The following is a 24,731-nucleotide window of genomic DNA, read 5'->3' on the forward strand; positions in this document are numbered from 1 at the left end:
TGGGCATGTGAATGAATAAATCGTTTACATGCCTTTCATTTTTATAATAAAAACGGAAAGAGGTAAGACTACCCCAATGAATATTTTATTTAAACACTATATAAAAAGAATTTCTATTTTAATTGCAACTATTTTATTAGTAATTACTCTTGTAACTCCAACCGCATCTGCGAAAGTTCCTGATTTTAATGGTGGGATTCTAGATGAATATATGTACGAAGAAGTATTTTTTCTAGCAGGTTATCCTGTAAAATTTACCGGTAAAGCTACTATCACTGAAAAAGAAAGTAAAAACCAATTGACATCTACATATAAATTTACTTTAACGAGTGTAAATGGTGATAAATTAACACGCAACGTTGTGTACGTTTCAGACTTAAAGAATTATGAAAAAAAAGGACAAACTACTTCTAACACAGTCGTAAAAAGTTATACAGAAAAAGTAACAATGGCTGATAAAAGTACATATACACTAGATGACTATCAATTTTCACAAGGCTCTGTTATCGATAATCGACCTGCTACCGATTATTATTCTGGCAATGTAATTGCTCGTAAGATTTATCTTAAAAGTTCCAAGGATGGTAAGACAACAAAAAATGAGAAAATTACTGTTTATATGACGGGTCGAGATGTTGGATATAAAAACTTTTGGGGTTCAACCGACACTCAATTTGTAGATTATGAAATAGAAACTCCAGATGGAACTGCATTTGTAACGAGCAAAGTATCGGATAGTAAATCTAGAGTGTTGGAATATGAACCACATACTCCATCTCTTTCAAGCTTTGTTGGTGGACATGCAGTAATCAGTTCTTCCAATATGGTTTCGGAATATACGTATAATATTCCTTTCCGTACTGCTAGTGATCCTTACCCTTACGGCGGTCCTACTACCGGAAACTATTATTTAAATAAAGATAAAACACCAAAAATAGAGCGACTCATTGTTCCAAAATTCCGTGACATAGCGAACCACTGGTCAAAGCCTAATATCGAAAAGTTATATTCTCTTGGAATTTTCGACGAATCAAGTAACTTCTTTTCACCTGATGCAGCAATGAAAAAAGATCAGTTTACGATAAGTGTTGCAAAAGCAGTTGATTTACGTGTTCTAGAAGCAAAACCAACAAACAAAAATACCGTGAAAAAAGCATTATTTGAAGACTTAGATCCAAAAGACCCTAACTATGTATATATTGAAAGTGCATTAAACAAAGGCATTGTTAGCCCAGTCAATACAAAGAAATTTGGTGCAAAAGATTCCATCACACGAGCACAAGCTGCAACTATTATAGTTTATTCTTTAGGATTAGAGGGTCGTGCTCCAAGTCCTGGATACAAAACAAAATTTATCGATGATAACAAAATTCCGAAAGGAGCAAAAGACAGCATCTATGTCGCAAGTGAGCTTGGACTGATTGAGCCTGACAAGAAGAACCGTATTAACGCAAACGAAGTATTAACTAGAGGAAAAGCTTCACAACTTCTTGTGCGTTACTTAAACTTCTTAGAATCAGACCTAAAACAAAACTATCGCGATGACATGCTATACTTCAACTAAAAAATCACCTCCGATACCCAAAAAGTATCAGAGGTGATTTTTTTGTTACAGAATTGTTACGGGTGCCTGGCACCAGTAACAATTTTGTAATTATACGAATATTAGCCAGAGGATGATGGTAACTATTATGGTTGTGATGCCTTGTAGTAAGGTTGCCATTGTTTGAGCTTTGTATGCATCTGTTACTTTCATTCCGCTGAACTGTGTAACTACCCAGAAATAACTGTCGTTTACGTGGCTCACTGTCATTGCACCTGCGCCAATCGCCATAACTACTAGGGCAAGTGGCATTGCTCCGTCAATACCTAAAGTAGGTAACATTGGGGCAATTAAAGACGAAGTAATAACAAGTGCCGCAGTTGAAGAACCTTGTGCAGTTTTTAATGCTGCCGCAATTAGGAATGGAACTAGCAAGAATAATGCACCGTTTGCAAGTGCTCCTAAGTCCATTTGTTGTAATTGATCTGCAACGCCCGAGTTTTTAATTACTGTACCGAATGATCCCCCAGCACCTGTTATTAATAGAATAGGAGCTGCTTCTTTCAAGCTTTCTCCAATCCATCCTGACAAAGTTTTTTCGCTGATTTCAGGTAATAATAAAAATGCAGCCAATACACCAAATAATAGTGCTACTGTTGGGGCACCTAAAAACCGTAAGAAATTCATAAATTCAGAGTCACTGCCAGTTAGTGCAGCTACGGATCCGATTCCGATTAACACAATTGGTAATACTATTGGTAAAAACGATTTAAATGTAGAAGGCATTTTGCCGAAAGATTTGATCACTTCGTCATAATCCAGTGCTTCTTCATAATCCGCTTCCACATCAATTTTTGTTCCAACTTTTATTGCCCACAGATAACCAACGATAACCGCTGGAATGGCTACAAATAATCCAACTAAAATGATTGTTCCTAAATAATCTGAAGCTCCAATATTTCCCGCAGCCGCAATCGGACCTGGAGTTGGTGGAACAAGCGTATGTGTGGCAAATAAACCTGTTGATAAAGCAATCGTCATGGAAGCCACTTTCACTTTTGCTCTCTTTGCTAAAGATTTTTTCAAGCTTGATAGAATAATATAACCTGAATCACAAAATACCGGTATCGAAACAATATATCCGATAATAGACATTGCAAGCTGTGGTCGCTTCTCCCCTAAAACACGAAGCACCACTTCTGCCATACGATAAGCAGCACCAGATTTCTCCAATATAACACCAATAATTGTTCCGGCAACAATCACTAACCCGATACTCGTCATGAGTCCACCGAATCCTGTGTTTACGTTTTCCACTACTGTAAGTAATGGCATTCCAGAAGCAATACCTACGAAAAACGCACTAATTAATAAAGCTAAAAATGGATGAAGTTTAAACACAGCTGTTGCTACTACAACTAAAATTACACCAAGTAAAATCACTAAAAATAACATTTGTCACACCACTTTTTTATTTTTCTAAGATAGATTGCATAATTTCCTTCGTTCTCAATCGTAAATAATATGCAGCTTTATCGATGGACTCTTCTTGAGAAATAGTTCCATCTGCAACACTCGCAAGCTTATAAAAATAAGGAGATAATTGCGGAATACTTTCTTGCTCAATGAAACCTGATATTAAAACAACTGGAATGCCTTGCTCTTTTGCAGCATTTGCTATCCCGATAGGCGCCTTGCCAGAAAGTGTTTGAAGATCTGATTTCCCTTCCCCTGTAAAGATGAAATCTGCATCTTTTATTTGTCTGTGAAAGTCGATTGCTTCCATTACTACTTCAATACCTGGTTTTAATTCAACTTGAAAAAATGCTAGAAAAGCCCCACCTAACCCTCCTGCTGCACCTGCTCCAGGTTGATCATGAAGCGAAATACCAGTTAAACTTTCCACTTTATTTGCTAAATTTAATAGATTTTGATCTAACTTTTCTACTAAATCAGGCGTGACTCCTTTTTGTGGTCCGAAAATAGCAGTAGCACCAGTTGGACCTATTAATGGATTGTCCACATCACAAGCGATTATAAAGTGCGATTCCTGAACTCGAGTATCAAAATCTTGGGGGTCAATCTCTACTAGATCTTTTAATGAATCTGCCCCTTTTGCAATTTCTTCTCCTAATTCGTTTCGAAATTTCATTCCCAACGCTTGAAGCATACCTGTTCCACCATCATTCGTTGCACTGCCACCAATACCAACGACAAACTTACGATACCCGTTTTCCAATGCATGACGAATTATTTCACCAGTTCCATATGTAGATGCAATTAGCGGATTTTTTTCATGTTCCTTTAACAGCGTTAAGCCAGATGCTTTCGCCATCTCAATGACACATGTTTCTCCATCCCCAAGAACACCGTACTCTACATGTATTTTGCGACCGACTGGATCATGGACATCCACATATACTGTTTGTCCATTTGTAGCACTTATCAGTGGCTCAAGCGTACCTTCTCCGCCATCTGCTATAGGCAAAAGTACAGTTTCAATCATGGAGTCAATTTCTTTAATACCTGCAGAAATTTCTTGAGCTGCCTCTGATGCTGTTAATGAACCTTTGAAAGAATCAGGGCTAACAATGATTTTCACGTAAACACCTCCTTTTAGTTAAGCGCTTACATAGAAGTATAGTGATTATTTAAAAGATTTACATTATACTTAATGTATAAAAGCACTTTATTATAACAGAACTATTTTTATACTTGCGGGAGGTTCTATGATTACAAAACAGATCGCTAATCAGATTGTCGACCAAACAATGCTAAGGCTTAACCGAAATATAAATGTTATGCAGACAAATGGAATGATACTTGCCTCTGGTGATCAATTGCGAGTAGATAGTATACATGAAGGGGCCGTTATCGTTGCAGAAACGAAAAGTGCATTGTGGATTACAGAAGAAAATAAACACTTATTTCCCAAGACGAAACCGGGAATTAATTTGCCAATATTTTTTCAAAATGAACTTGTCGGCATCATTGGCATTACAGGAAATCCTACAGAAATAGAGGAGATTGCAACGTTAGTCCAACTCACAACGGAAATGATGGTGCACCAGGCACTAATTGTCTCCGAAAGAGAATGGAAACGAAAAATGCAAGAAATGGTTTTTGAAGAATTAATGAGTGGGCAGCCTCTTCAGAAAGTTATATATGAACGGATTAATAAGATAGGATTTATTAATCAATCGCCATTTAATACAATAATGTTTGAAATTAGTCCAGAATCAAAATCCTATCAAACTATCTTACAAGGAATCGAATACTTTTTTCAAAGCCATTCTATTTTAGTAGGACATTATCATTTAAATGAACATTTTATTCTAACTTCTGGACTTGATGATAAATCCTTTAAGAAAAAAGTTGCCATGCTTGCGTCTAATTTAAAAAAGTATAATGCGCTTCCAATTGGAATAGGTCAAGCCGTTCACACCCTTGAAGAAGTTCATTATGCTTACCAAACCGCTAAAGTTGCTTTAAAACATGGAACTTCTAGTAAAGGAATTATTTATTTCGAAGAAGTGGAACTATACTCTTTATTAAAAAAGCACGACTCTAAAGAAGCACAACACTTTACAAATCGGATTCTAAAAAATTTAAGCGACAAACTGCTTCAAACTTTACAGGAATATTTTAATTGCAACCAACAGCTTGCAATATGTGCGGAGACATTAGATATCCACCGGCATACACTCACGTATCGATTAAAAAAAATATGCGAGCTAACCAGTTACAATCCATCTGTTTTCCAAGATGCCATCGTCCTCCAAATTGCCTTGTGGTGTCTAGCACCTAGGGATATGTGAGACCTGTTGGAAATTCTCATGTTGCGAAGAGTTTGCACATTGATAAAAGCTATAAAGAATATAAAAAACCGTTTCAGCATATTTGCCGAAACGGTTTTATCATTTAAAATTATTTTCTTGCTACAGCTACTTTTGCTACTTTTTTAGCTCCAACATACTTTGAACCCCAGTAATATGGGTCATTTAATTTATCAACTCTAACACCTTTTGATGTAGAAGCATGAATAAATTTTCCACTACCTATGTACATGCCAACATGGGATACGCCTTTACCTGTTGTGTTAAAGAAAACTAAGTCTCCCACGGCTAAATTAGATTTTTTCACGGATGTTCCTGTGCTGTACATTCCTGCTGCTGTTCTTGGTAAATAAACTCCGTGTTGTTTGTAAACATACCCTACGTATCCTGAACAGTCAAATCCTGCCTTCGTTGTTCCACCAGTACGATATTTAATTCCTACTAGACTTTTCGCACTCGATACGATTTGAGTCGATGCTACAGAGCTTGCTGCTTCTGTATTTCCTGCAAATGTTCCCGCGGCTAAAACTACAGTTAAACTAAAGATAGTAATGATTTTTTTAAACAAAGAAGTCAAATCTCATGTTCCTCCAAAAGCTTTAAATTCGAAAAACGTTCTTACAAAAATTGTTTGAAAATCTCTCTATACCCATACTAACACGAACTAAACCGTTGTGATTTTACAGTTGTGTAACAATTCTATTACATAAAACGTCTAATACCACTACAGAAATGTTACTGGTGCCAGGCACCCAAACTAACGTGAATGTTCGAACAATCGTGTTTGTTTATACAAAAGAGAAAATTTCTATTAGGCATATAGTTTCGGTGCCTGGCTTCTCAAAAAACAAAAAGGACCTTTCTACAGTCAATATCGACTTTAGAAAAGATCCTTTTCTATTAGTGTATACCATGAGAGACCATGGCATCTGCTACTTTTAAAAATCCCGCTATATTTGCACCAACTACTAGATTTCCTGGATATCCAAAACTATTTGCCGCATCATGGCAACTTGCATATATATTCTTCATAATACTCTTTAACTTTTCATCAACTTCTTCTACCGTCCAAGAAATACGCATACTGTTCTGTGACATTTCCATTGCAGATACTGCCACTCCCCCTGCATTCGCTGCTTTTGCTGGACCAAATAATACTCCATTTGCTTGAAACGCAAGAACCGCTTCCTCCGTACAAGGCATATTTGCTCCTTCCCCGACGGCTTTTACTCCATTTTCAATAAGTAATGCAGCATCTGCCTCATTTAGTTCATTTTGAGTTGCACAAGGTAAAGCAATATCGCAAGGGATTGACCAAATGCCTGTGCAACCTTCATGATACGTGGATTGTTTATGAAATTTTGTGTACTCCTGAATTCTTTTATTATCTAATTCTTTCAATTGAATTACAGTTTGTACGTCAATTCCGTTTGGATCATAAATATATCCGTTAGAATCACTACAAGCCAATACTTTTGAGCCGAGCTCAATTGCTTTTTCCATCGCATAGGTAGCCACATTACCCGAACCAGAAACTATAACCCTTTTTCCTGCAAAGCTACTTCCTGCTTCCTTGAGCATTTCTTCCACAAAATAAACACACCCATATCCAGTCGCTTCTTTTCTCCCTAAGCTTCCTCCATGATTTGGATCTTTACCTGTGAATACCCCCGCCTCATAACCACCTTTTAAACGATTATACTGTCCAAACATATAGCCGATTTCTCTTTTGCCAACACCAATATCCCCTGCCGGAACATCCATATCAGCACCTATATATTTACTCAATTCTGTTATAAAACTTTGTGTAAAACGCATAATCTCGCGCTCCGACTTACCTTTAGGATCGAAATCGGAACCACCCTTTCCTCCACCAATTGGCTGACCGGTCAACGCATTTTTGAATGTCTGTTCAAAAGCAAGAAACTTCATAATACTACTATTTACAGTAGGATGAAAACGAATTCCACCTTTATATGGGCCAAGACTATTATTAAATTGAACACGGAAACCACGGTTCACTTGTACTTTCCCAGTATCATCTTCCCAAGCTACACGAAAAGTAATAACTCGGTCGGGTTCCGTAATACGTTCTAAAATTCCGTTATGAATAAACGTAGGATGTTTTAAAAATATTGGACGAAGGGAATCAAAAATTTCACGAGTCGCCTGCAAAAATTCTTTCTCGCCTGGATTGCGTTTCTTTACCAATTCATAGACTTCATGCACATAATCATTTGCTCTGTTTCTTTGCTCCACATCTCTTTGCAATCTCATCATTGTTCTCCCCCATCTTTTAAAGCGCCGAAAAAGTATCACTCTAATCATATGCTAATAGGTAGTTGCTCCTGCGCAAAGCTCGTCGCAGGAAAACCCGTTGCTCCTGCGGTTACTCGTCGCAGAAGGGATGTGCTCCTGCGGTTACTCGTCGCAGAAGGGATGTGCTCCTCGAATTTAGCAAGTTGCTACTAATATTGCTAGAATGTTAATCTTTCTACTGCTGCTCTCTAATTTTAATTACTTTTCCATTATCTCGAAAATTCAAAAAACTTTCAACATAAATATAAAAAGTTTGTTATAAATATGCATCCAGAACTATAAATATTCTATCTTCACAAAAGACAACCTTCCAAAAAAGAAGCAATTGTTACAGAGTTATTACTGGTGCCAGGCACCAGTAACACCTCTGTAATAATCCCATGGGGTATTTTTATAATGTTTTTCTAAATATAAAAAAGTGACTCCAAGCATTTTTGCTTTGGAGTCACTTATCCCATTAATAGAGGCTTTTGATTAGTGTTTCTAGCATGACAGGCAATTCGACGAATGCGCTGTCAACATGTAGACGTTCTGTTCTTTGGTGTGCATCTTTTCCGAATGGTCCAACATTTAATACTGGTCCTTTTAACTTGGCCATATCCTCGAATGGAATGCTGTATGTGTCGCCCCATACTGGTGTGTTACTTTCGAATGCAGTCCATCCATTGCCCTCGTCTTCGTAATTGACATAACTTAAATCACAAATACCATTGAAATAGTGAATTTGGTTAACTGTATTGTTGAACGATTGTGCAGATTGTTTCATTAATTCTACCGATTCTATGACAAGCGGATGGTTGGATGTATTTACTGCTGGGTAATATGGTGGTGCAAATAGAATTACAGTTGCTGGTGCTAACTCTTGGCACTGAATCATTAGATCATCGACGATACGTAGAGATTTTTCACGATCGTCCCAATCTTCTTGCTGAAGTGCTTCTTGTTTTAAGCGTTCTACTTCTTCGGTTCCTAATTTTTTATTTGCATATGCAAGTAGTTGTTCGTAGCGAAGAACTTTCACTTGTCCTATTCCTGTAACTTGCTCGCGTTCGCAAATCACTTGATAGTTTTTATTCAACTCATCCATTGCTTCCGTTGCAACTTGCTCGAAAAGATCCATTACTTCATTTGCCGTACGCTTCAGCAAGAACACATTATATAGAGCCACTGCACGATAAGGAGTTTGCGTTGAATACGACATTTTTAAATCTTTTTGTTGCAATGAAACCGGAAGTGGCGTACTTTCACCAAGATCCGTCTCGCGGAATAATGAATTCCACTCCATACGTTGTGTCAAATAAGATGCAATATAGTTCGCCGTCATCCCTTTCATTGGCTCCCCAACATGCGTTTCTTTTCCGTAAAATAAAGCAGCCGGCATAATCTTCCCAATAGTTCCGGAATAGATATATTCATCAATATCCGTTGGACTTTGTGAGAAACATGGCTCGCTATTTAGGAATAACTTATAAGTTAAACCAAATTCCTCGCGTAAACGAACTAGCTGCGTAACTGCAGCACGCATTCCTGCTGAGTTCACTTCCTCATCTGGTACAGTAGTTAAAATAAGATTGATTGGCCACTGTTCTACACTAGCTCTTTCAATAAGCTGCATATGAAGTGCTAACCCCATTTTCATATCCATCGTGCCTCGACCAAATAAATACTTTCCTGTTTCCAAATCGATTCGAGCAGACTCAGGTAAATCAGCTGGATTTTCTAAAAGTTTTTTCGTCAGTTCCTCTGGAAAATATGCAAGTGGTTCTAAAACACCGTACTCTTCTGTTTGAACTGTATCAAAATGACTAATAAGTACGACTGTCTCCGTCGCCTCAGGATGTTTATATAAAGCAGTAACAGCATGTCTTCCAAGTCCTGCATCATGCAACTGCAAGTGGCTCGGATGCTCATTAAAATATTTTAACTCTCTTAATTTATCAATCACTTTCGGAGCAAACTTTGTTTCACCTTCCGTAAGTGTAATACTATTCCAACTTACGAGTTCACATAACAATGCTCGAAGTTTTTCAGGCGTTTCCCAAAATAGTTGTTTCATAATGAATTTCTCCCTCACAAAGTTCTAGTGCCAGACACAGACACTGTTCTGAACGATCGGAGTTCAGTCCGATTTGTGTCGTGCCTGGCACTTATATATTTCTTATGCTGACTGATTATTCTTTTTTTCTAATCTCAGTTTATAGAATAGCATACACGCTATGAAAAAACCTACTCCATAATAAAGCCCTATTCTTTGTTCTGGATCGAAAGCTAAAAATACTAAAATCATTAAACAAAATCCTATACAAACAATTGGTACTAAAGGATAAAATGGAACTTTATATTTTAATTCTTCTAATTTCCCACCGGCTTGTAAATATTTTTTGCGGAACATTAACTGAGAAGTAGCAATGCCCATCCAAGAAATAGTAACAGCAATACCTGCGATTGACATCAATAATACGAACACTGCATCCGCTTCCATTACACTAGTTAATAAAGAAAATAAAGAGAATACCATAGTGAAAATTAATGCATTTAATGGTACTTTTCGTTTAGAAAGTCTACCAAATAATTTTGGTGCCATTCCTTCTTTCGCCATCGACCATAATAGTCGAGTAGATGCATATAAACATGAATTCCCAACAGACAAAATTGCTGTCAAAATTACAAAGTTCATAATACTACCTGCAAATGGAATACCAGCGATATTCATTAAAGTAACAAATGGACTTTCGAGCAAACCAAGTTCCGATGCTGGAAAAATTGCAGACAATACGATAATTGAAGCAATATAAAACACGACTATTCTTATTAAAATTGTGCGAATAGCTTTTGGAATATTCTTTTGAGGATCTTCCGTTTCCCCTGCAGCAATCCCTACCATCTCCGAACCTTGGTAAGAGAAAATAACGTTCATCATTGTCACAAAAACAATCGCAATTCCTGCTGGAAATAATCCGGAAGGTGCCAAGTTTGTAAGTGCTGGTGTCGCTCTATCTTCCAGTGGAATAAGACCGAAAATAGCTCCAACACCAATGATTATAAACAAAACTACCGCAACTACCTTAATACCTGCTAACCAAAACTCTGTTTCCGCAAATGCTTTTGTCGATAGAGCATTTAACGAAAATAATAAAACCATAAATAGAGCACACCATATCCAAACTGGAACATCAGGAAACCAATGCTTCATGAGTATTCCGGCGGCAGTAAACTCTACCCCTGCCGTAGCAGCAGAACCGACAAAGTACATCCATCCAAGTGAAAACCCTGCAGACGGACTAATAAAACGAGTTGCATATGTTTGGAAAGAACCAGTTACCGGCATATAAACGGCAAGTTCTCCCAAACAAATCATAACCATATATAAGATTAATCCTCCAAATAAGTAACCAACTATGGCTCCCCCTGGACCCGCTTGATTAATCGTGTATCCAGCATTTAAAAATAGGCCCGTCCCAATTACTCCCCCAAGAGAAAGCATAAATAAATGGCGGCTCTTCATCGATCTGTTTAATAAATCTCCTTGCACCACTTGTTCCCCAATATTCGCCATAACACTTTCCCCCTTTATCCCAGTCACCCTCAAACAATATTCAGAATAGTGTCCAATTTGTGTGGGTGCCTGGCACCTGTAATATACCTGTAATATATATTAGAATCTTAGAGATAAGCAGCTTAAGCCGCCGTCTTGTTTTCGAACTTCAGACATATCTAATTCGATTGTTTCAAAGCCTGCTTCGTTTATTTTGCGTTTCGTTTCGCTATATCCTTGTGGAATAATGACATAGTCGTTCACACGAATACAGTTTGCAGAGTACTCATCTTCTTTGCCAATAACAATTTTTTCGTATGAATCAAAAGCAGGATGATCTACAAATTCGCCTGCAACAACCATTTTGTTGTTTCCTAAATAAGCAATACCTGTTTTTAAGTGGAAGAACTTTTCAAGCGGAATAATTGTTGCTTTAAATCCTTCGCTTTCAAGAATTTCTTTTAATTGGCGAGCGCCTTCTTCATTTGTACGTTCAGAAATTCCAATATAGAAACTATCTTCAGCTTGAAGAATATCTCCTCCATCAAGTGTTCCAGGTGATTTAATGTAGTGAAATTTCTTATAAAAGTCTTTTAAAACGCTTTCAATTTCAACAATTTCACCGTTACGAGAGTCCGCGCCGGGATTTGTAATAACAGCAAAATCAGATGTAAGAACTGCAGCATCTTCTACAAACGTTGAATCTGGAAACTCTTCACTTGGAGAAAGAAGCGTTACTTCTACTCCACATTTTTTCAAAGTTTCAACATATGCCTCGTGTTGCACTAATAATTTATCGTAGTCAGGAGTACCTAAATCTGATGTAGTTAAACCTCCTACATAGCTCTTTCCTGGTGTTTTTGCGATAACATTTTTAAATATACTCATTTTCATTTTCCTCCTTTAGTTTCTTACAACTGGACATGTCAAGCATGTTGGTCCACCTGTACCTAATACACTAATTTCTTGTCCTTTATATTCATAAACTGTCGCTCCAGCCTCTAGTAGCTGTTGCTTAGTTGAATCATTTCCCTCAACGATGACACAAACTCGTGGTGCAAGTGCTAACACATTACATCCAAGCGTGTCATACTCTGCCTTTGGTACTTCAACTAATTGAATTCCACGTTCGATTAATAGTTGACGGAAGAACACCGGCATTAATGGTGAATGCACGACTGCTAAATCTTTATCAACCATGCTAATGAAAGACATAAGATGTAAACATTCTGCTTCTCCTAAATCGTGTGGAAGTTGCACAACGATAAACTCATCTACGTATGGAGCAGTTATTTCTTTTAATTGGCTAATAGCTTCGTCATTTGTTCGGTAACCGCGACCTACTACAATTGTTTTATCATCTAACCAAACGATATCTCCACCATCGCATACTGCTTCACCTGTTAACTCTCCAATAACCGGAATCTCTTTTTCTTGCAAAAACTCTTTATAAACACTAGCTTCAGGTTGTCTTAACTTTTTGCCAGATTTTAAAATAATAGCCCCGGCTGGTGTGAATTTAACTGGGTCATGCGCATAGATAGAATCTAAGCCGACTGTATCTGCTGCTGGAAGATAATCAATTTGGGGTACATGCTTTTCTAAAAGCTCGATGAATCCTTTATACTCACTAACCGCCTCTTCAAAATTTGGTTCTTGTAAGTAGTTAAATACTGTCCATTGATCGGTCAAATGTGCTTGACTAATAAAAGCTTCATTTGGATGTTTGACAATTACTCGGTCTAGCTTTTTAAACATAGATGAATTATATGTCATTTCAATTCTCCTTTTCCGTTGAGTGGAAAACGTTTCCGAATATCGGAAAGTCTATATGTAAAATATAATTGCAATATGTTACAATGTCAATATATTTAGAATCTTATTTTTTAATTATATCAAAATAGTAAATTAACTTTCCATTTGATTAAAGGAGGCATATTTGATGCAATCTATCATACGAGCGATGAGTGTTGCGAAAGTGTTAGCAACACATGCGACAGAAAAAGGTATAACAATTTCAGATCTTTCTAAACTGTGTGGACTCCCACTCAGCACCATGCACAGATTACTTCAAGCAATGATGAAACAAGGAATGGTAGAACAAGATGAGCAAACGAAAACTTACAAACTAGGTGTAATTTGGTTGGAATATGGTCTACAAGTATATGATTCAATCGATTATATTAGCAAAATTAGACCCGAGATTGAACAATTGTCTAAAGAAGTGGAGGAAAGCGTCTATTTAAGTAAGCCTTTAGGGACGGAATCAATTATTGTAGAAAGAATTGATAGCCCAAACAATCCAATTCGAATTTATGATCAGATGGGTTTACGCATACCAATGAATATTGGAGCTGCAAATAAATCGATGCTAGCAGCTATGCCATCAGTCAAAGCAGAAAGTATATTGTCCCAACTCATATCAGAAGATCAAATAACTGTAATGAAAGAAACATTCGATCAAATAAAAAGACAAGGTTACGCAACTAGCCACTCCGAAAGAACAGAAGGCACTTCTTCAGTTGCAGTCTCCATCAAAGACAGCTTCGGTCAAGTAATTGGAGCTATAAGTATAGGGGTCGTCAGCTTCAACCTCACCGAAGAACGACTCGAATTTCTATCCAAAAAAGCAATAGAAACAGGAAATCGAATCTCACAAAAACTAGTATCTAGCCATTAAAAATGCCTTTTTACACCACTCAAAGGGTTTTTACCTACAAAAAAAGTGTTACAAATATATTACCGGTGCCAGGCACTTGTAACATATTTGTAACACTAATTTATGAAATCTTCATGTGGTTTAAGTTATTTCCCTATGTTAGCCCATTCTTTTTCTAACCAGTCGATGCCTCGTTCACCTTCATATGCATCGTACACGTCGATTCGCATTCTTTTTAATTTCGTTGCGAATTCTTCAAATGTATGGTCTTTCGGTAGACTCTTCTTCACTCGTAAGAAAACTTTATTAGCACCTTTAACGACTTCGAATTTTTTTTGAGCTGGTAATTCAACATTTTCTCCAAACTCTATAAGAATGCGATATGCCGCTTCTTGAATTTTGTAAACAGGATCATTTGCTAATCTTGTTTTCAAAATATCAATTACTTGGCTTGTATTATAACTTCCAAGCTCTTCTACAGCTTCATAACGAGCTCTCCAGCTTGCTGTACGGTTTACCGCTTTTTTAAGTTCCTCATAATTCTCTGGCAGTTCATCTTTAATTATTTTTTTACTCAAATATTCCAAACTCCTTTTACTTCAATTTATATGAGATGATCGATTTATCAATTTAGTTGGTTTATCTGTAGAAATCATTTCTTCTCTTTCTACATTATATACTAAAAACCGCATATCTCCTATTTTGTAAAGGACATTACCATTATGTTTTGGATCGTGCTGCGGATGTTTATCCGTCGCCTGCTTGAATTACTTGAAGTCAAAGTTCTTTTGGTTTGGATAATGAAAGATAATATCCTGTCCTACTCTTTTAAAAGCGGACGAAGATACAATTTCGTCCGCGGCATCGCTTTTTTATTAATGGATACTACCTATTTTCCTCTAAAGTACCAGTTTATAATTTCGACCGAAGCATTTTGTCATTCTTATTTGTTCAGTTGATGGGGACTCCTTGGGGATTAGCAAGCAATTCAAGACCCTTAACAGAGCGTAGCGAGGGGAATCTACTTGATGCTTACCCTGGAAAGCTTCGTCCAACAGCGGAAATCAACCTCCTCATGCTATAAAACTTATATACTTCCATTTTTCACACTACCCCAATACTCATTTCAGCATAGGTTTGGTTAGAATTTGTCTTTTTGAACTGGATAAAAACTGGTGTTTTTTGGGACCTGTTATGATTCTTCATATACTCGAAAAGCTCACTATATTTTACGGGGAACTGCACTTCAAAGTCATCAATTATTCTAACCATAAGTAAGTTATCTACACTAAAATAACTTTGGAAATTTATTTCCTCTTCTTTTGGTAAGGAAAAATAATTTTCAACGATTGGTAAAAACAATTCAACTGACATAACTTCTGCTGTTGGATTACTAATAGAAAAGAAAATGGAACCTGTAGGATGATAACCATTACCGGTTAAGATCAGTTGGAAATTTTTAAGCGCACTATCAATTTCCTTGGGTAATAATGCATAATGTTTGGATGCAACATTTCGATAGGAGATTAGATGGTTTTCTGCAATCATTATTCATCACCCTGTGCTTTGACAGGCACATAAAAATCAGCAATATAATCACCATAAACTTCTAGTAAAACGCAGTAATACGTATTATCCAGTTCTATTTGATGAACGTTAGCATCAGCTTTTAATTTTTCATAAGCACTATAAAAATCTATATCTTGTTGTCTCAGAAGTAGTGCTTTCTCTAATATTAAGGAATCTTGAAAGCTAAAGTTACTTTCATCTGAGAGATGAACTGTGCTGTTTATTGGCAAGTAGTATGTAAATTTCCCTGTTTTTCCTTCAGCTGAAATTGGAGAAAATGAAAAAAATAGCGGTCCATTCTTGTATACATCTTTATTTACAATAGCATCCTCCATTATAGTAATACCATCTTGCCAATCCTCTTTTTTCTGAACGACTTCATATGATAAAACGTTATTAAAAACCAATGAACACATCTCTATTTCCATTCAATCTCACCCTTTCTAAAGTAATTTCTTTCTATATAAAAAACTAAGCTTGGTTAAGGAGTTTTTAAAACAGACTTTAGTATGCAAACGTCACACATTCCACAATCTAACAAAACTAAAATGTAATTTAAACCAATTACTACCTTATATGTTTTTTTCAATAGCTTAATTTCGAGAACTCTACAACTTCTAGTAAATCACTTTAAATTAAAATTCTAGATAAGTAGCAATTAAAATATATTCAAATTAAACCTTCTCTAAATTCTTCAGCGAGAAAAATATGGAAATAAAACTTCCTAACTTTTCCTTATTATAATACATAACACGACCAACTCACTTCGTCAAAAAATTCAGGTAGCAACGAAAAAAACAATGAAACTATTAACTCATAGACTTTTGTCATTTTTATTTTTTTTCTAAATCTATCTGATAATATTTTACGAAAATTATGTAAATTGCCTTTAATTAATCAAAAAAATATAATAAAAAAATAAAACTAATTCTTTAGATTCATTTTTTCGAAATATCCTTCATAAATATCTTGGTATAAAGATACTTAAAAACACTATAAACATCTCGTTCATTCTACCTCTCTATTACAAAAACATTTCAGGTGCCTGGCACCTGAAATGTTTTTGTAATAAGCTTAAGGGTTAATAGGTTAACTCAAAAAAAAACCACATCCCATTTTAAATAGAAATAGGATGCGGTTTTTTATTTGATCATCAGTTGACCTATTCCGCACAGCAAGACTAACCCAACGCAGAATGATTACAGAAGTATTACTGGTGCCTGGCACCAGTAACATTTTTGTCATATAAATATCTGCCAACAAAAAATACCTTCCACAGATTTCTCTATGTAAAGGTACGAGTCCACTACTATTTTTTTTGAATACCTGTAAAATAGATCTCAACAAGCACTTCTGCTAAATCAACTGGTTTACTTTTTTTCGTCAAAATCTCATTTAACGTTAATCGTTCAATAGAACCAACTAGGCTTTCTGCTACTAAATCCATTGGATAAGCTCCAGAAAAATATCCCATCTTTTGTTCCTCTTTTAAGTTTTCCGTAATTTGTTTCACCATAATTTCTTTCAATTCTCTAGATGAATCAGCTACAACAAATCCAATTTTCGTTAACAAAGGATTCTCCCAAAAAAAAGTAAAAATACGAGTTAATCCTGAACGTATTTGAAGTTTCAGCGAATGTGTTTCTAAGTTTTCCTCTAATATACTGGCTGCAGTTATATTTATTAACTGCAATTGAAAAAACTCTGTTATTTCTAGAAAAATAGCCTCTTTACTTTCAAAGTACAAATAAAAAGTAGGCTGCGTTACCTTAGCTTTATTGACAATATCACTAATCTTTGTAGAATGATAACCACACTCCGCAAACTGTTCAACCGCTTTCTCTAATAGCAATTGCTTCGTCACTTCCCCATCAGAGTCCACTTTTCTACCTCTTGGCATATCTTCAAACACCCCAACTTAACTCATAATGTCACAAACTTATTTCAAGTATAAAACACCGAAAGAATAATGTATATTACCTTCACAACCAACAATTACAAAAGTGTTACTGGTGCCTGGCACCGGTAACACTTTTGTAATATTCATCATCATACCACAATTTTAATTCCCTCAAAAAAATGCTCCAGCACATATAAGTGCCGGAGCATTTGCATTTCTCCCTATTTATCTGTTCTTTCATCGGTTGGTGGAATGTCGTCAAAAGGATATAAATCATCTGTCGATGGGATATTATAGCCTGTATCCAATGCCCCATCACCTCCTGGATTCGTATCTCCAACTTCATTCGTTGGTTTCACTTCATCCATATGAGGACTAGTGCCTCGCATGCTTCGCTCCACATCTTGAGGATCCTTGAAATCTTCCTTTACAGACTCTTTCATCTTCTTTTTTTGCTTTTCAAACTTTTCTTTCGTCACTTCTGCTTCTTCCAAGCTTTTTTCCATTTTACTTAAGTAACGTGCGGCATGTTCTCTTCCACCAAGCCCAAAAGCTAGCCCAAATGCAAGTGCCACTCCGCCTAGTATTAAGATGAACGCCGAGTTAATAATAGATGCAGCAATTCCTAATTGATCCAAAGCCATAAAGAATGCAAATGCTATTATTGCATATTTAGCAACATAACGTAAAAAATGAGGCGTACCTGAAGCATGACTCATTATGCTGCCAACCAATTTCTCGACCATATTAGCTAACCAAAAACCAACAGCTAAAATAATTATTGCTGCAATAACAGAAGGTAGGTATGCAAAAATAGCCGTTGCCAAAACAACCATAAAATCTAGCTCCAATAACTGAAGAGCTTCTACCACAAACAATAAAATAATGACTACTTGCACCACTGTACCTATTAATTTCGCAAAAGATGGAGCACTTCCTAAATTAGTGAAGCCCATTTTCCCGAATATCGAGTCTACTCCCATTTTTTCAAGTAATGAAACAACAAGATGCTTCACCCATCTAGCAGCAACAATTCCCACTAGAACAAGCACAATTGCTACAGCGATTTTAGGTAACATTGCTAAAATATCACGTAACATTGCAATTGCTGGTCCTGAAATTCCTTGTAAATCTAAAAGCTCAAGTGCTGTAATCGAAACCGGTATCATAATTAACACAAATGCAATGATTCCCACAAATTTCGAAATACTAGTACCTTCAAATAATGTTGAAATTTTCAACCTTTCTGCTAATCGATCAGCTCCGGCCGATTGTAAAAATTTCTCTATTAAATTACGAACAAGTTTTGCAACAAACCAACCAATTACAAAAACTAATGCCGCGGAGATTAACTTTGGAACAAAGTTGAAGAAACTAGCAATCATACTTTCAAATGGTCCACTCAATCCATTAATACCAAGTGCATTTAATACTGCAGGAATGAATAACAAGAAAATAAGATAATACGCCACATTTGCTGCAGTATCTGTCCACTTTACTTGATTTACCGGTGTAGCATCAACCCCAATTTTTCCTACATACTTATTTAAATTCAACTTGTTTCCAGACATAATAATAACTTTCTTCACTAACGTCGCTAGTATCCAAGCAAATAATAAAATTAATCCTGCTTTTAAAATATTTAAGAAAGCTCCAGTTAAACCAGAATACATAGAAACAAAAGGTGTTGCCATCGTATTTAAGTTTAGAATATTAAAAAATAATACAAACGCAAGTAGGAGAACGATTATAAAAACTACTTTGCTAATAATTTTCTCGACTGTCCATTTAGACTTCGTATTTCCTAAACGTTCGTTGACTTGGAACTTTCGCAACAATCTATGCGTCACATTCTCCAAGAATTTTGCAACAAAAAATCCGATTAATAATACTAATAAAGCTAATAAAAGTTCTGGTAAAAATGACAAAGTCCCTCTCCAGTAATAATAATCTAGCATTTAGTCATCTCCTTTTATTCAACTATTAAATCCATTCTATTATTCAGTTACCCTTGTAAATTAGTGTTTAAACTTAGGAAATTAGGATAAATAGTTAGTAACTACAGAAAAAGGAGTGTTGGAGAAATGGACAATATTCAAGGTAAAGTAGAAAAGGAATTAGATAACGTGAACTCTGAAAAGAAAGAGGAAATCCTATCGAATTTTTCTACCTTTAAATCATATTTAGGAAAAAAGGTAGCAAGAGGAGAAAAGCTTGGCCTTAGTGAAGAACAATTAGCAAAAACTGCTGAAATGGTAGCAAATTATTTGGCAAAAAACGAAGAACCCCGAAACAGAGAAGAAAACCTATTACAAGAATTATGGAAATCAGGAAACAAAGAGCAACAACATGCACTAGCACATATGTTAGTAAACATGGTTAGTGAATAAATATAGCACTACAATAAGAACCGCACCTTCACTGAAGGCGCGGTTCTATTTTTGCAATTTATTTACTTAAAATATTCTTTTCCAAACTATCAATAGCATGTTTTACACTACCAAAGGTATGAAACGAAGTAAAGTCTATCCCTGCTCGAACAATTACCATTGATAGATTTGGACGAATACCTGTAAACATAACATGAATTCCTAGCAATTCAAGTACATTATGAATAGCGAAAATATGTTGAGCAATTTCCGTATCTATCATAAGTATTCCAGAAAAATCAATTATCAAATGGTCAATTTCCAAATCAGGTATTGTTGGTACGACATAATCTAACAGATGTTGAACCCGCTCATAATTTATATCCCCAACTAATGGCAAAATTGCAATTCCCTTTTGTATTGGAACAATAGGTGCTGACAATTTGTTTATTTCTTTCTTCCTTTCATTCATTAACTCATCTCGATAAGTCTCGTAAGCAATCATCGTTTCTGCCATACTTACATCCATCAAGTAACAAATTCGATTATTTATTTTGACAACTTCTTCAGTTGATAGCCCAAGATCTATCGATATTTTTGTTATATATTCTAAATACATTAAACGATTTTTAGCATATGGTTGAATTATTTTAGAGAACTGAGTAAAAACAGCTGCTTGTTGTTCCCCGTTTTTTTTACTCCATTTAATTAATTCCTCTGCAGCAGTATCATTTGTTTCATTAAATGAATTTGCGAGTAGTTCCAAAAAATCTACATTATTTTTAATAGATTGCTCGAGCATTTCATTCGTAACTTGATAATTTACATGCTCGATTGCTAAATCTATCATTTCACGAGCAATTTTCTCTGCATTTTCAATTAAATATTGTGCTACTTTTTTTATTCCATCCAATTTTTCTTCCCCCTAGAAAGATTCCATAGCTTTTGTTAGATCTTTTTTTGTAATTTTCCAATGAGATGCATTCCAAACCGCTTTCCCATTCTTTATCAAAAATGCCTGAGGTGATTCGTGTTGTATACCTAAATCAGTTCCAATTTCATTGGACACCTCTCGACTTTCAATTACTTTCACTAAAAAAGTTTTAATCGGCGAGTCGAAAGAAGAGAACTCACCGTATGCATGTGCACTTATTGGACAAGTTGTACTATGTTTGAACACCAAAATTGGCTCATTATTCGAATGCTCCAATATCTCCTTCCATTGACTAACAGATGTAACCTCTTCATAAACCGTCATCCTAAACCCCTCCAACTTATCTACTTATAATCCATATACCCTATTATACCTCATATACACCATCCACTAATATTATTACAAAGTTATTACGGGTGCCTGGCACCCGTAATAACTTTGTAATAAAAAACCTCACAAGTCAGGGGACTTATGAGGTTTGGACTTTTTTCTTGCTTTTCTTTCATCATTCTCTATTTTGGCTGAAACTAACCCGATGGCTATGCCTAAAAGGGCACCTGCTCCTACCTCAACCGGTTGATGACCCAATAGTTCTTCCAATTCCTCTTCATTCTTAACGTATTCAAAACTAGGAAATTCACCTGAGAGTTTTGTTATCTTATCTTCTAAATCATTCACCAGGTGAGCAATTTCACCGGTATGCCTTCTAATCCCTTGCGCATCGTACATGACGATTGTACCGAACACTACAGCAAGTGCGGTTTCTGTGTGGCGTGTTCCTTTATTTGCTGCTACGTAAGAGGCTAGTGCCGCAACGCCTGCAGAATGTGAGCTTGGCATCCCACCAGTTGTTAAAGCTTGTTTTAGATCCCAATTGCCTGTTAATTTTTTATACGTCAATATTTTAAGGCCCTGAGCAATACCTATTGCAGACAATGCGGTTACGATCCCTCTATTCATCCTCTTCATGTGACAACCTCCAGTTGAAAAAAGTTATGTATTTTCCTTTATACGATGCCCTTTTGAAGAGAGAATTAATCTTAAAAGACTGAAAAGATTTTAGACAATCTTATTTAATAAAACAGGAGCGAAAATGTAGTCCCCTCTTTGAATAGGCTCTCCCATTTGAACTGGTATCCTCTCCGTAAAAATTGGTCCATCCACAATTACCGTATGAAATTCCCCACTCTCTCCACACGAATCAATGCCTTCTGCTTCTAGTTCCTCAATTAATGCTCTTGTAAAACGTTTACCTACGTATTTCGCCGGCATCATCTTCGTATTTACCACAACAATCCAAGCCTCAAATCCAGCATCCAATAATTCTTCTACAATTGCACGACGAGGTATTTTCCACAAAGGATGAACAGAAACGATATCCGATTTTGCACAAGTAGTTTTTACCCATTCCAAATGATCCTCGATATCAATATCTCCAAATACTCCATGCGTAATCCCTTCTTCCCGGCACTCATTCATCGCATCTCTAAACTGAACCTCATATGTACTCCAACTCGCCTCTTTTATTAATAAAGGCATACCAAGTCGTTCTGCTTGTGCCTTTACAACCTCGATAGGAAGGGCATGTGATTTGGAAATTTCTCCTTCCTCTTCAAACATCGTCAACAACTTTTTCGGAACCATCCCCAATTTCAATGCACGGTAATAAGCCATCGCTGAATCCTTCCCACCACTCCAAGAAGAAACGAATAAAACATTTCTCATATTGATCACACTCCTTTTAAAAACCTTATAAAACTTTCACCTTACCTCAAAATTAACATGAATGAAAAACAAAAGATATGTAAAAGCTAGCTGATGAATGCTAGCCAAGTAATACCATCTTCAAGTAATTGAGATATACCTTCATTAATGGAAAACTCTAAACAAGTAGCATTAACCATTATCCCGTACTGTTCAGACGATACCAAATTTAAAGTTGTTTCCACATTTTGATTTTATACGGTTTTAGAAATTGGATGACAACTATTAGAAAAGATAGTACAATACACTAATTGAGTAAATTGTCAAATTGTTATGAAAACAACAACATTTAAACATTAAACAGAAATGAATCATTAGAAAATAGGCTACTGAGATAAGGAGGACCAATCTATGCACGGCCAATTTAGAAAAAGATATACACAAACTACAATAGAACAAAAAGTATATGCAGTACAAGAAGTACTTCAAAGTGGACGTACACGCAAAGAACTAGCAGAGGAATTGAATGTAAGCGTCAACTCAATCACAACATGGTTAAGAAAGTATAAGGAATGTGGGGAAAATGGATTCTCCTCCTTTTCTCGAGATGAAATGGATCGTCTAAAAGAAATTGAAAAAAAATACTACGAACAATTAAAAGAAATGGAGTCCCTCAAAAATTCTAATTTTGCGCAACTAAAAAAGTTTTCTTAGAGCCAAAAAACCTTGCAGGTTAATAAGAAACAGTAAAAACTCTCTTCGTCATCTTAATGACTAAGGGAGTTTTTCTATCCACTCGTATAAATACCCTACAAACTACGTATAATCCAATAATTATTTCTGCATACTGTAAAAATCACTAAACACTAAAATGAAAGGAAGTTCAAACCATAGAAACAAAACATATATTTTTTTCATATGCAAAAACTACAAAAGCAGCTATAATTCTTCTATTTTTAGCCATCCTCGATAGCATCTTCACCGACTTCGGCATCCGAAACAATCACATCACTGAAGCAAACCCCATTATGCGAGTTTTATACGAATCTAGCATCCTAGGATTTTATGCGATAAAAATCTTCCTGCCACTTCTCTTAATATACATTACAACAAAACTACATCTAAAAAAATACATACAATTACTAATCGGCACAACTCTTCTAGCCTACACATATGTACTTGTACAGCATATTTACTGGCTCTCACTCATAATAAGCAAATAAACTAAAACAATATGACAAAGTTGTTACCGGTGCCTGGCACCGGTAACAACTTTGTAACAATCCATTAAATCCCTTTTCCCTCTTCTTGCTCCCATCGTTTCAATGATGGGAAAGGGTCGTATGCCCATTCGATTCGTCCATTAAATTTGTACATTCCGTAATGTAGGTGAGGAGGAAATTTTCCTGCAGTTCCTTTTTTTCCATAACCCGAACTTCCAACGTAGCCAATTATCGCTCCAGGTGCCAGAATATCTCCTTCTTTAATCCCTTTTTTATAACTGGATAAGTGGGCATAATAATGATAGGTATTATGAATATCCCGAATACCAATTCGCCATCCACCGTAATCGTTCCAGCCCATAGTTTCTATAATCCCATAGGATGTTGACTTCACTGGGACTCCGTATGAGGCAAATAAATCTGTTCCTTCGTGTATTCTGCGTCCACCCCAGCCTCTTGAATCGCCCCAAGTACTTTTATAACTAAAATCACGGAGAATATCTAAAGGAAAAGCGTGCTTATCCAAATTTATTGTTTCAAATTGTTTATAGATTTTAGCAATTATTATGATCTGATTAACGGCTTCATCCCGCTGGTAATACTCTTTTAATGCTCTTTTTAAATCTTTTTCAGTAGGACCGAAGCTACTTAAATACTCAGACATGGTATACATGACATCATCATCATTTTTGCGATCAGCAAATCCGTCTTTATTTCCATCTGCACCATTCCCCTCAAAAAAGTCGATGGAAATTAAATCGGTATCATCATTTTTAGGATTAAGTAAGCCTGTCCAATAATTATCGGAAAATTGGACGGCAACCACACCATCCCTTTTAGGAATATCATTACGTACTTGTTGAATATTTCGTTCGTATTGATCGACAGCAGCCAGGTAATACCAAGGTAGCGTAATACTAGAGTATTTTAAATAGTAATCCATTCGCTTTTCTAAAATCTGTTCTCTCGAAGGTTCCTCAGCTGCGGAAGCGTTTGAGCAAACAAGCAAGAAAAATGCACTTATGAAGCAAATGAGTGATATCGAACGCCGCATCAAAATACCTCCTTTTTCAATACTTAAAGTAGCTTTCCCATTTAAATTTGTTTCATGAATTAAGATTTTTAATAAAAAATGGCTGA

Annotated in this window: 24 protein-coding genes; 6 read left to right on the plus strand and 18 right to left on the minus strand. The window is 36.0% G+C overall.

The annotated features are described in order from the left end of the window. The first annotated feature begins 76 nt into the window (after nucleotides 1-76). Nucleotides 77-1,564 carry an S-layer homology domain-containing protein gene (locus tag ACTSKG_RS08100; RefSeq protein WP_464757665.1) on the plus strand — a complete coding sequence of 496 codons (1,488 nt, stop codon included), beginning with the start codon at nucleotides 77-79 and terminating at the stop codon, nucleotides 1,562-1,564. Between the two features lie 90 nt (nucleotides 1,565-1,654). Here ACTSKG_RS08100 and ACTSKG_RS08105 read toward each other — a convergent pair whose 3' ends face one another. Together ACTSKG_RS08105 and ACTSKG_RS08110 are read right to left on the minus strand one after the other, a co-directional pair. Further along, a complete protein-coding gene (locus tag ACTSKG_RS08105) occupies nucleotides 1,655-2,998 on the minus strand; it encodes a GntP family permease (RefSeq protein ID WP_464757666.1) in 1,344 nt (447 codons plus the stop codon). Nucleotides 2,999-3,014: 16 nt separating this feature from the next. After that, nucleotides 3,015-4,145, minus strand: coding sequence for a glycerate kinase (locus ACTSKG_RS08110; protein WP_464757667.1), 1,131 nt, complete (start codon nucleotides 4,143-4,145; stop codon nucleotides 3,015-3,017). Nucleotides 4,146-4,272: 127 nt separating this feature from the next. Between ACTSKG_RS08110 and ACTSKG_RS08115 the strand changes: the two genes are divergently transcribed. Beyond that, entirely contained in the window at nucleotides 4,273-5,361 is a 1,089-nt protein-coding gene (locus ACTSKG_RS08115) for a CdaR family transcriptional regulator (RefSeq protein ID WP_464757669.1), read from the plus strand. A gap of 109 nt (nucleotides 5,362-5,470) precedes the next feature. Here the strand turns inward: ACTSKG_RS08115 and ACTSKG_RS08120 are convergent, their stop codons facing one another. The 6 genes from ACTSKG_RS08120 to ACTSKG_RS08145 all read right to left on the minus strand — a co-directional run bounded on the left by ACTSKG_RS08120 (nucleotide 5,471) and on the right by ACTSKG_RS08145 (nucleotide 13,009). Then, nucleotides 5,471-5,956, minus strand: coding sequence for a C40 family peptidase (locus ACTSKG_RS08120; RefSeq protein ID WP_464757671.1), 486 nt, complete (start codon nucleotides 5,954-5,956; stop codon nucleotides 5,471-5,473). Nucleotides 5,957-6,279: 323 nt separating this feature from the next. Next, a complete protein-coding gene (gene gdhA / locus ACTSKG_RS08125) occupies nucleotides 6,280-7,656 on the minus strand; it encodes an NADP-specific glutamate dehydrogenase (protein ID WP_464757995.1) in 1,377 nt (458 codons plus the stop codon). Between the two features lie 499 nt (nucleotides 7,657-8,155). After that, nucleotides 8,156-9,754, minus strand: a complete 1,599-nt coding sequence (locus ACTSKG_RS08130) for a M20/M25/M40 family metallo-hydrolase (RefSeq protein ID WP_464757673.1) — start codon at nucleotides 9,752-9,754, stop codon at nucleotides 8,156-8,158. A 102-nt stretch (nucleotides 9,755-9,856) separates the two neighbouring features. Further along, nucleotides 9,857-11,254 carry an amino acid permease gene (locus ACTSKG_RS08135; RefSeq protein WP_464757674.1) on the minus strand — a complete coding sequence of 466 codons (1,398 nt, stop codon included), beginning with the start codon at nucleotides 11,252-11,254 and terminating at the stop codon, nucleotides 9,857-9,859. A gap of 99 nt (nucleotides 11,255-11,353) precedes the next feature. Beyond that, on the minus strand, nucleotides 11,354-12,121 hold the full coding sequence (locus ACTSKG_RS08140; protein ID WP_464757676.1) for a dimethylarginine dimethylaminohydrolase family protein: 768 nt from the start codon (nucleotides 12,119-12,121) through the stop codon (nucleotides 11,354-11,356). Between the two features lie 15 nt (nucleotides 12,122-12,136). Beyond that, nucleotides 12,137-13,009, minus strand: coding sequence for a dimethylarginine dimethylaminohydrolase family protein (locus ACTSKG_RS08145; protein WP_464757677.1), 873 nt, complete (start codon nucleotides 13,007-13,009; stop codon nucleotides 12,137-12,139). Between the two features lie 166 nt (nucleotides 13,010-13,175). Between ACTSKG_RS08145 and ACTSKG_RS08150 the strand changes: the two genes are divergently transcribed. Then, nucleotides 13,176-13,913, plus strand: a complete 738-nt coding sequence (locus ACTSKG_RS08150; protein WP_464757678.1) for an IclR family transcriptional regulator — start codon at nucleotides 13,176-13,178, stop codon at nucleotides 13,911-13,913. A 125-nt stretch (nucleotides 13,914-14,038) separates the two neighbouring features. On the opposite strand, the gene ACTSKG_RS08155 is transcribed toward ACTSKG_RS08150, so the two are convergent. From ACTSKG_RS08155 to ACTSKG_RS08175, 5 genes are all read right to left on the minus strand, one after another. Then, nucleotides 14,039-14,470, minus strand: a complete 432-nt coding sequence (locus ACTSKG_RS08155) for a HEAT repeat domain-containing protein (RefSeq protein WP_464757679.1) — start codon at nucleotides 14,468-14,470, stop codon at nucleotides 14,039-14,041. Nucleotides 14,471-14,996: 526 nt separating this feature from the next. Continuing rightward, complete coding sequence (locus tag ACTSKG_RS08160) at nucleotides 14,997-15,440, minus strand: DUF5085 family protein (protein WP_464757680.1); 444 nt, start codon at nucleotides 15,438-15,440, stop codon at nucleotides 14,997-14,999. Next, complete coding sequence (locus ACTSKG_RS08165) at nucleotides 15,440-15,889, minus strand: DUF5085 family protein (RefSeq protein ID WP_464757681.1); 450 nt, start codon at nucleotides 15,887-15,889, stop codon at nucleotides 15,440-15,442. The genes ACTSKG_RS08160 and ACTSKG_RS08165 overlap by 1 nt, the downstream gene beginning before the upstream one ends. 881 nt (nucleotides 15,890-16,770) lie before the next feature. After that, a complete protein-coding gene (locus ACTSKG_RS08170) occupies nucleotides 16,771-17,361 on the minus strand; it encodes a TetR/AcrR family transcriptional regulator (RefSeq protein ID WP_464757682.1) in 591 nt (196 codons plus the stop codon). A 221-nt stretch (nucleotides 17,362-17,582) separates the two neighbouring features. Beyond that, nucleotides 17,583-19,319: a mechanosensitive ion channel gene (locus ACTSKG_RS08175; RefSeq protein ID WP_464757683.1), complete on the minus strand. Its 1,737-nt coding sequence runs from the start codon at nucleotides 19,317-19,319 to the stop codon at nucleotides 17,583-17,585. Nucleotides 19,320-19,445: 126 nt separating this feature from the next. Here ACTSKG_RS08175 and ACTSKG_RS08180 point away from each other — a divergent pair, with 126 nt between their 5' ends. After that, a complete protein-coding gene (locus ACTSKG_RS08180; RefSeq protein WP_464757684.1) occupies nucleotides 19,446-19,751 on the plus strand; it encodes a DUF3243 family protein in 306 nt (101 codons plus the stop codon). 58 nt (nucleotides 19,752-19,809) lie between these two features. Here ACTSKG_RS08180 and ACTSKG_RS08185 read toward each other — a convergent pair whose 3' ends face one another. From ACTSKG_RS08185 to ACTSKG_RS08200, 4 genes are all read right to left on the minus strand, one after another. Further along, complete coding sequence (locus ACTSKG_RS08185) at nucleotides 19,810-20,643, minus strand: STAS domain-containing protein (RefSeq protein WP_464757685.1); 834 nt, start codon at nucleotides 20,641-20,643, stop codon at nucleotides 19,810-19,812. Nucleotides 20,644-20,655: 12 nt separating this feature from the next. Next, complete coding sequence (ytxJ, locus tag ACTSKG_RS08190) at nucleotides 20,656-20,988, minus strand: bacillithiol system redox-active protein YtxJ (RefSeq protein ID WP_464757686.1); 333 nt, start codon at nucleotides 20,986-20,988, stop codon at nucleotides 20,656-20,658. 129 nt (nucleotides 20,989-21,117) lie between these two features. Further along, on the minus strand, nucleotides 21,118-21,633 hold the full coding sequence (locus ACTSKG_RS08195; RefSeq protein WP_464757687.1) for a divergent PAP2 family protein: 516 nt from the start codon (nucleotides 21,631-21,633) through the stop codon (nucleotides 21,118-21,120). A 90-nt stretch (nucleotides 21,634-21,723) separates the two neighbouring features. Continuing rightward, nucleotides 21,724-22,389 carry a Dph6-related ATP pyrophosphatase gene (locus ACTSKG_RS08200; RefSeq protein ID WP_464757688.1) on the minus strand — a complete coding sequence of 222 codons (666 nt, stop codon included), beginning with the start codon at nucleotides 22,387-22,389 and terminating at the stop codon, nucleotides 21,724-21,726. Nucleotides 22,390-22,779: 390 nt separating this feature from the next. Between ACTSKG_RS08200 and ACTSKG_RS08205 the strand changes: the two genes are divergently transcribed. Both ACTSKG_RS08205 and ACTSKG_RS08210 read left to right on the plus strand, forming a co-directional pair. After that, a complete protein-coding gene (locus ACTSKG_RS08205; protein WP_464757689.1) occupies nucleotides 22,780-23,082 on the plus strand; it encodes a transposase in 303 nt (100 codons plus the stop codon). 230 nt (nucleotides 23,083-23,312) lie between these two features. Beyond that, the gene (locus ACTSKG_RS08210; protein ID WP_464757996.1) at nucleotides 23,313-23,591 is read left to right on the plus strand and encodes a DUF5658 family protein; all 279 of its coding nucleotides are present in this window, start codon (nucleotides 23,313-23,315) and stop codon (nucleotides 23,589-23,591) included. 64 nt (nucleotides 23,592-23,655) lie between these two features. Here the strand turns inward: ACTSKG_RS08210 and ACTSKG_RS08215 are convergent, their stop codons facing one another. Beyond that, nucleotides 23,656-24,645 carry a M23 family metallopeptidase gene (locus ACTSKG_RS08215; protein ID WP_464757690.1) on the minus strand — a complete coding sequence of 330 codons (990 nt, stop codon included), beginning with the start codon at nucleotides 24,643-24,645 and terminating at the stop codon, nucleotides 23,656-23,658. Between the last annotated feature and the right edge of the window lie 86 nt (nucleotides 24,646-24,731).

This window comes from Psychrobacillus syltrankelensis (genome assembly GCF_055454035.1).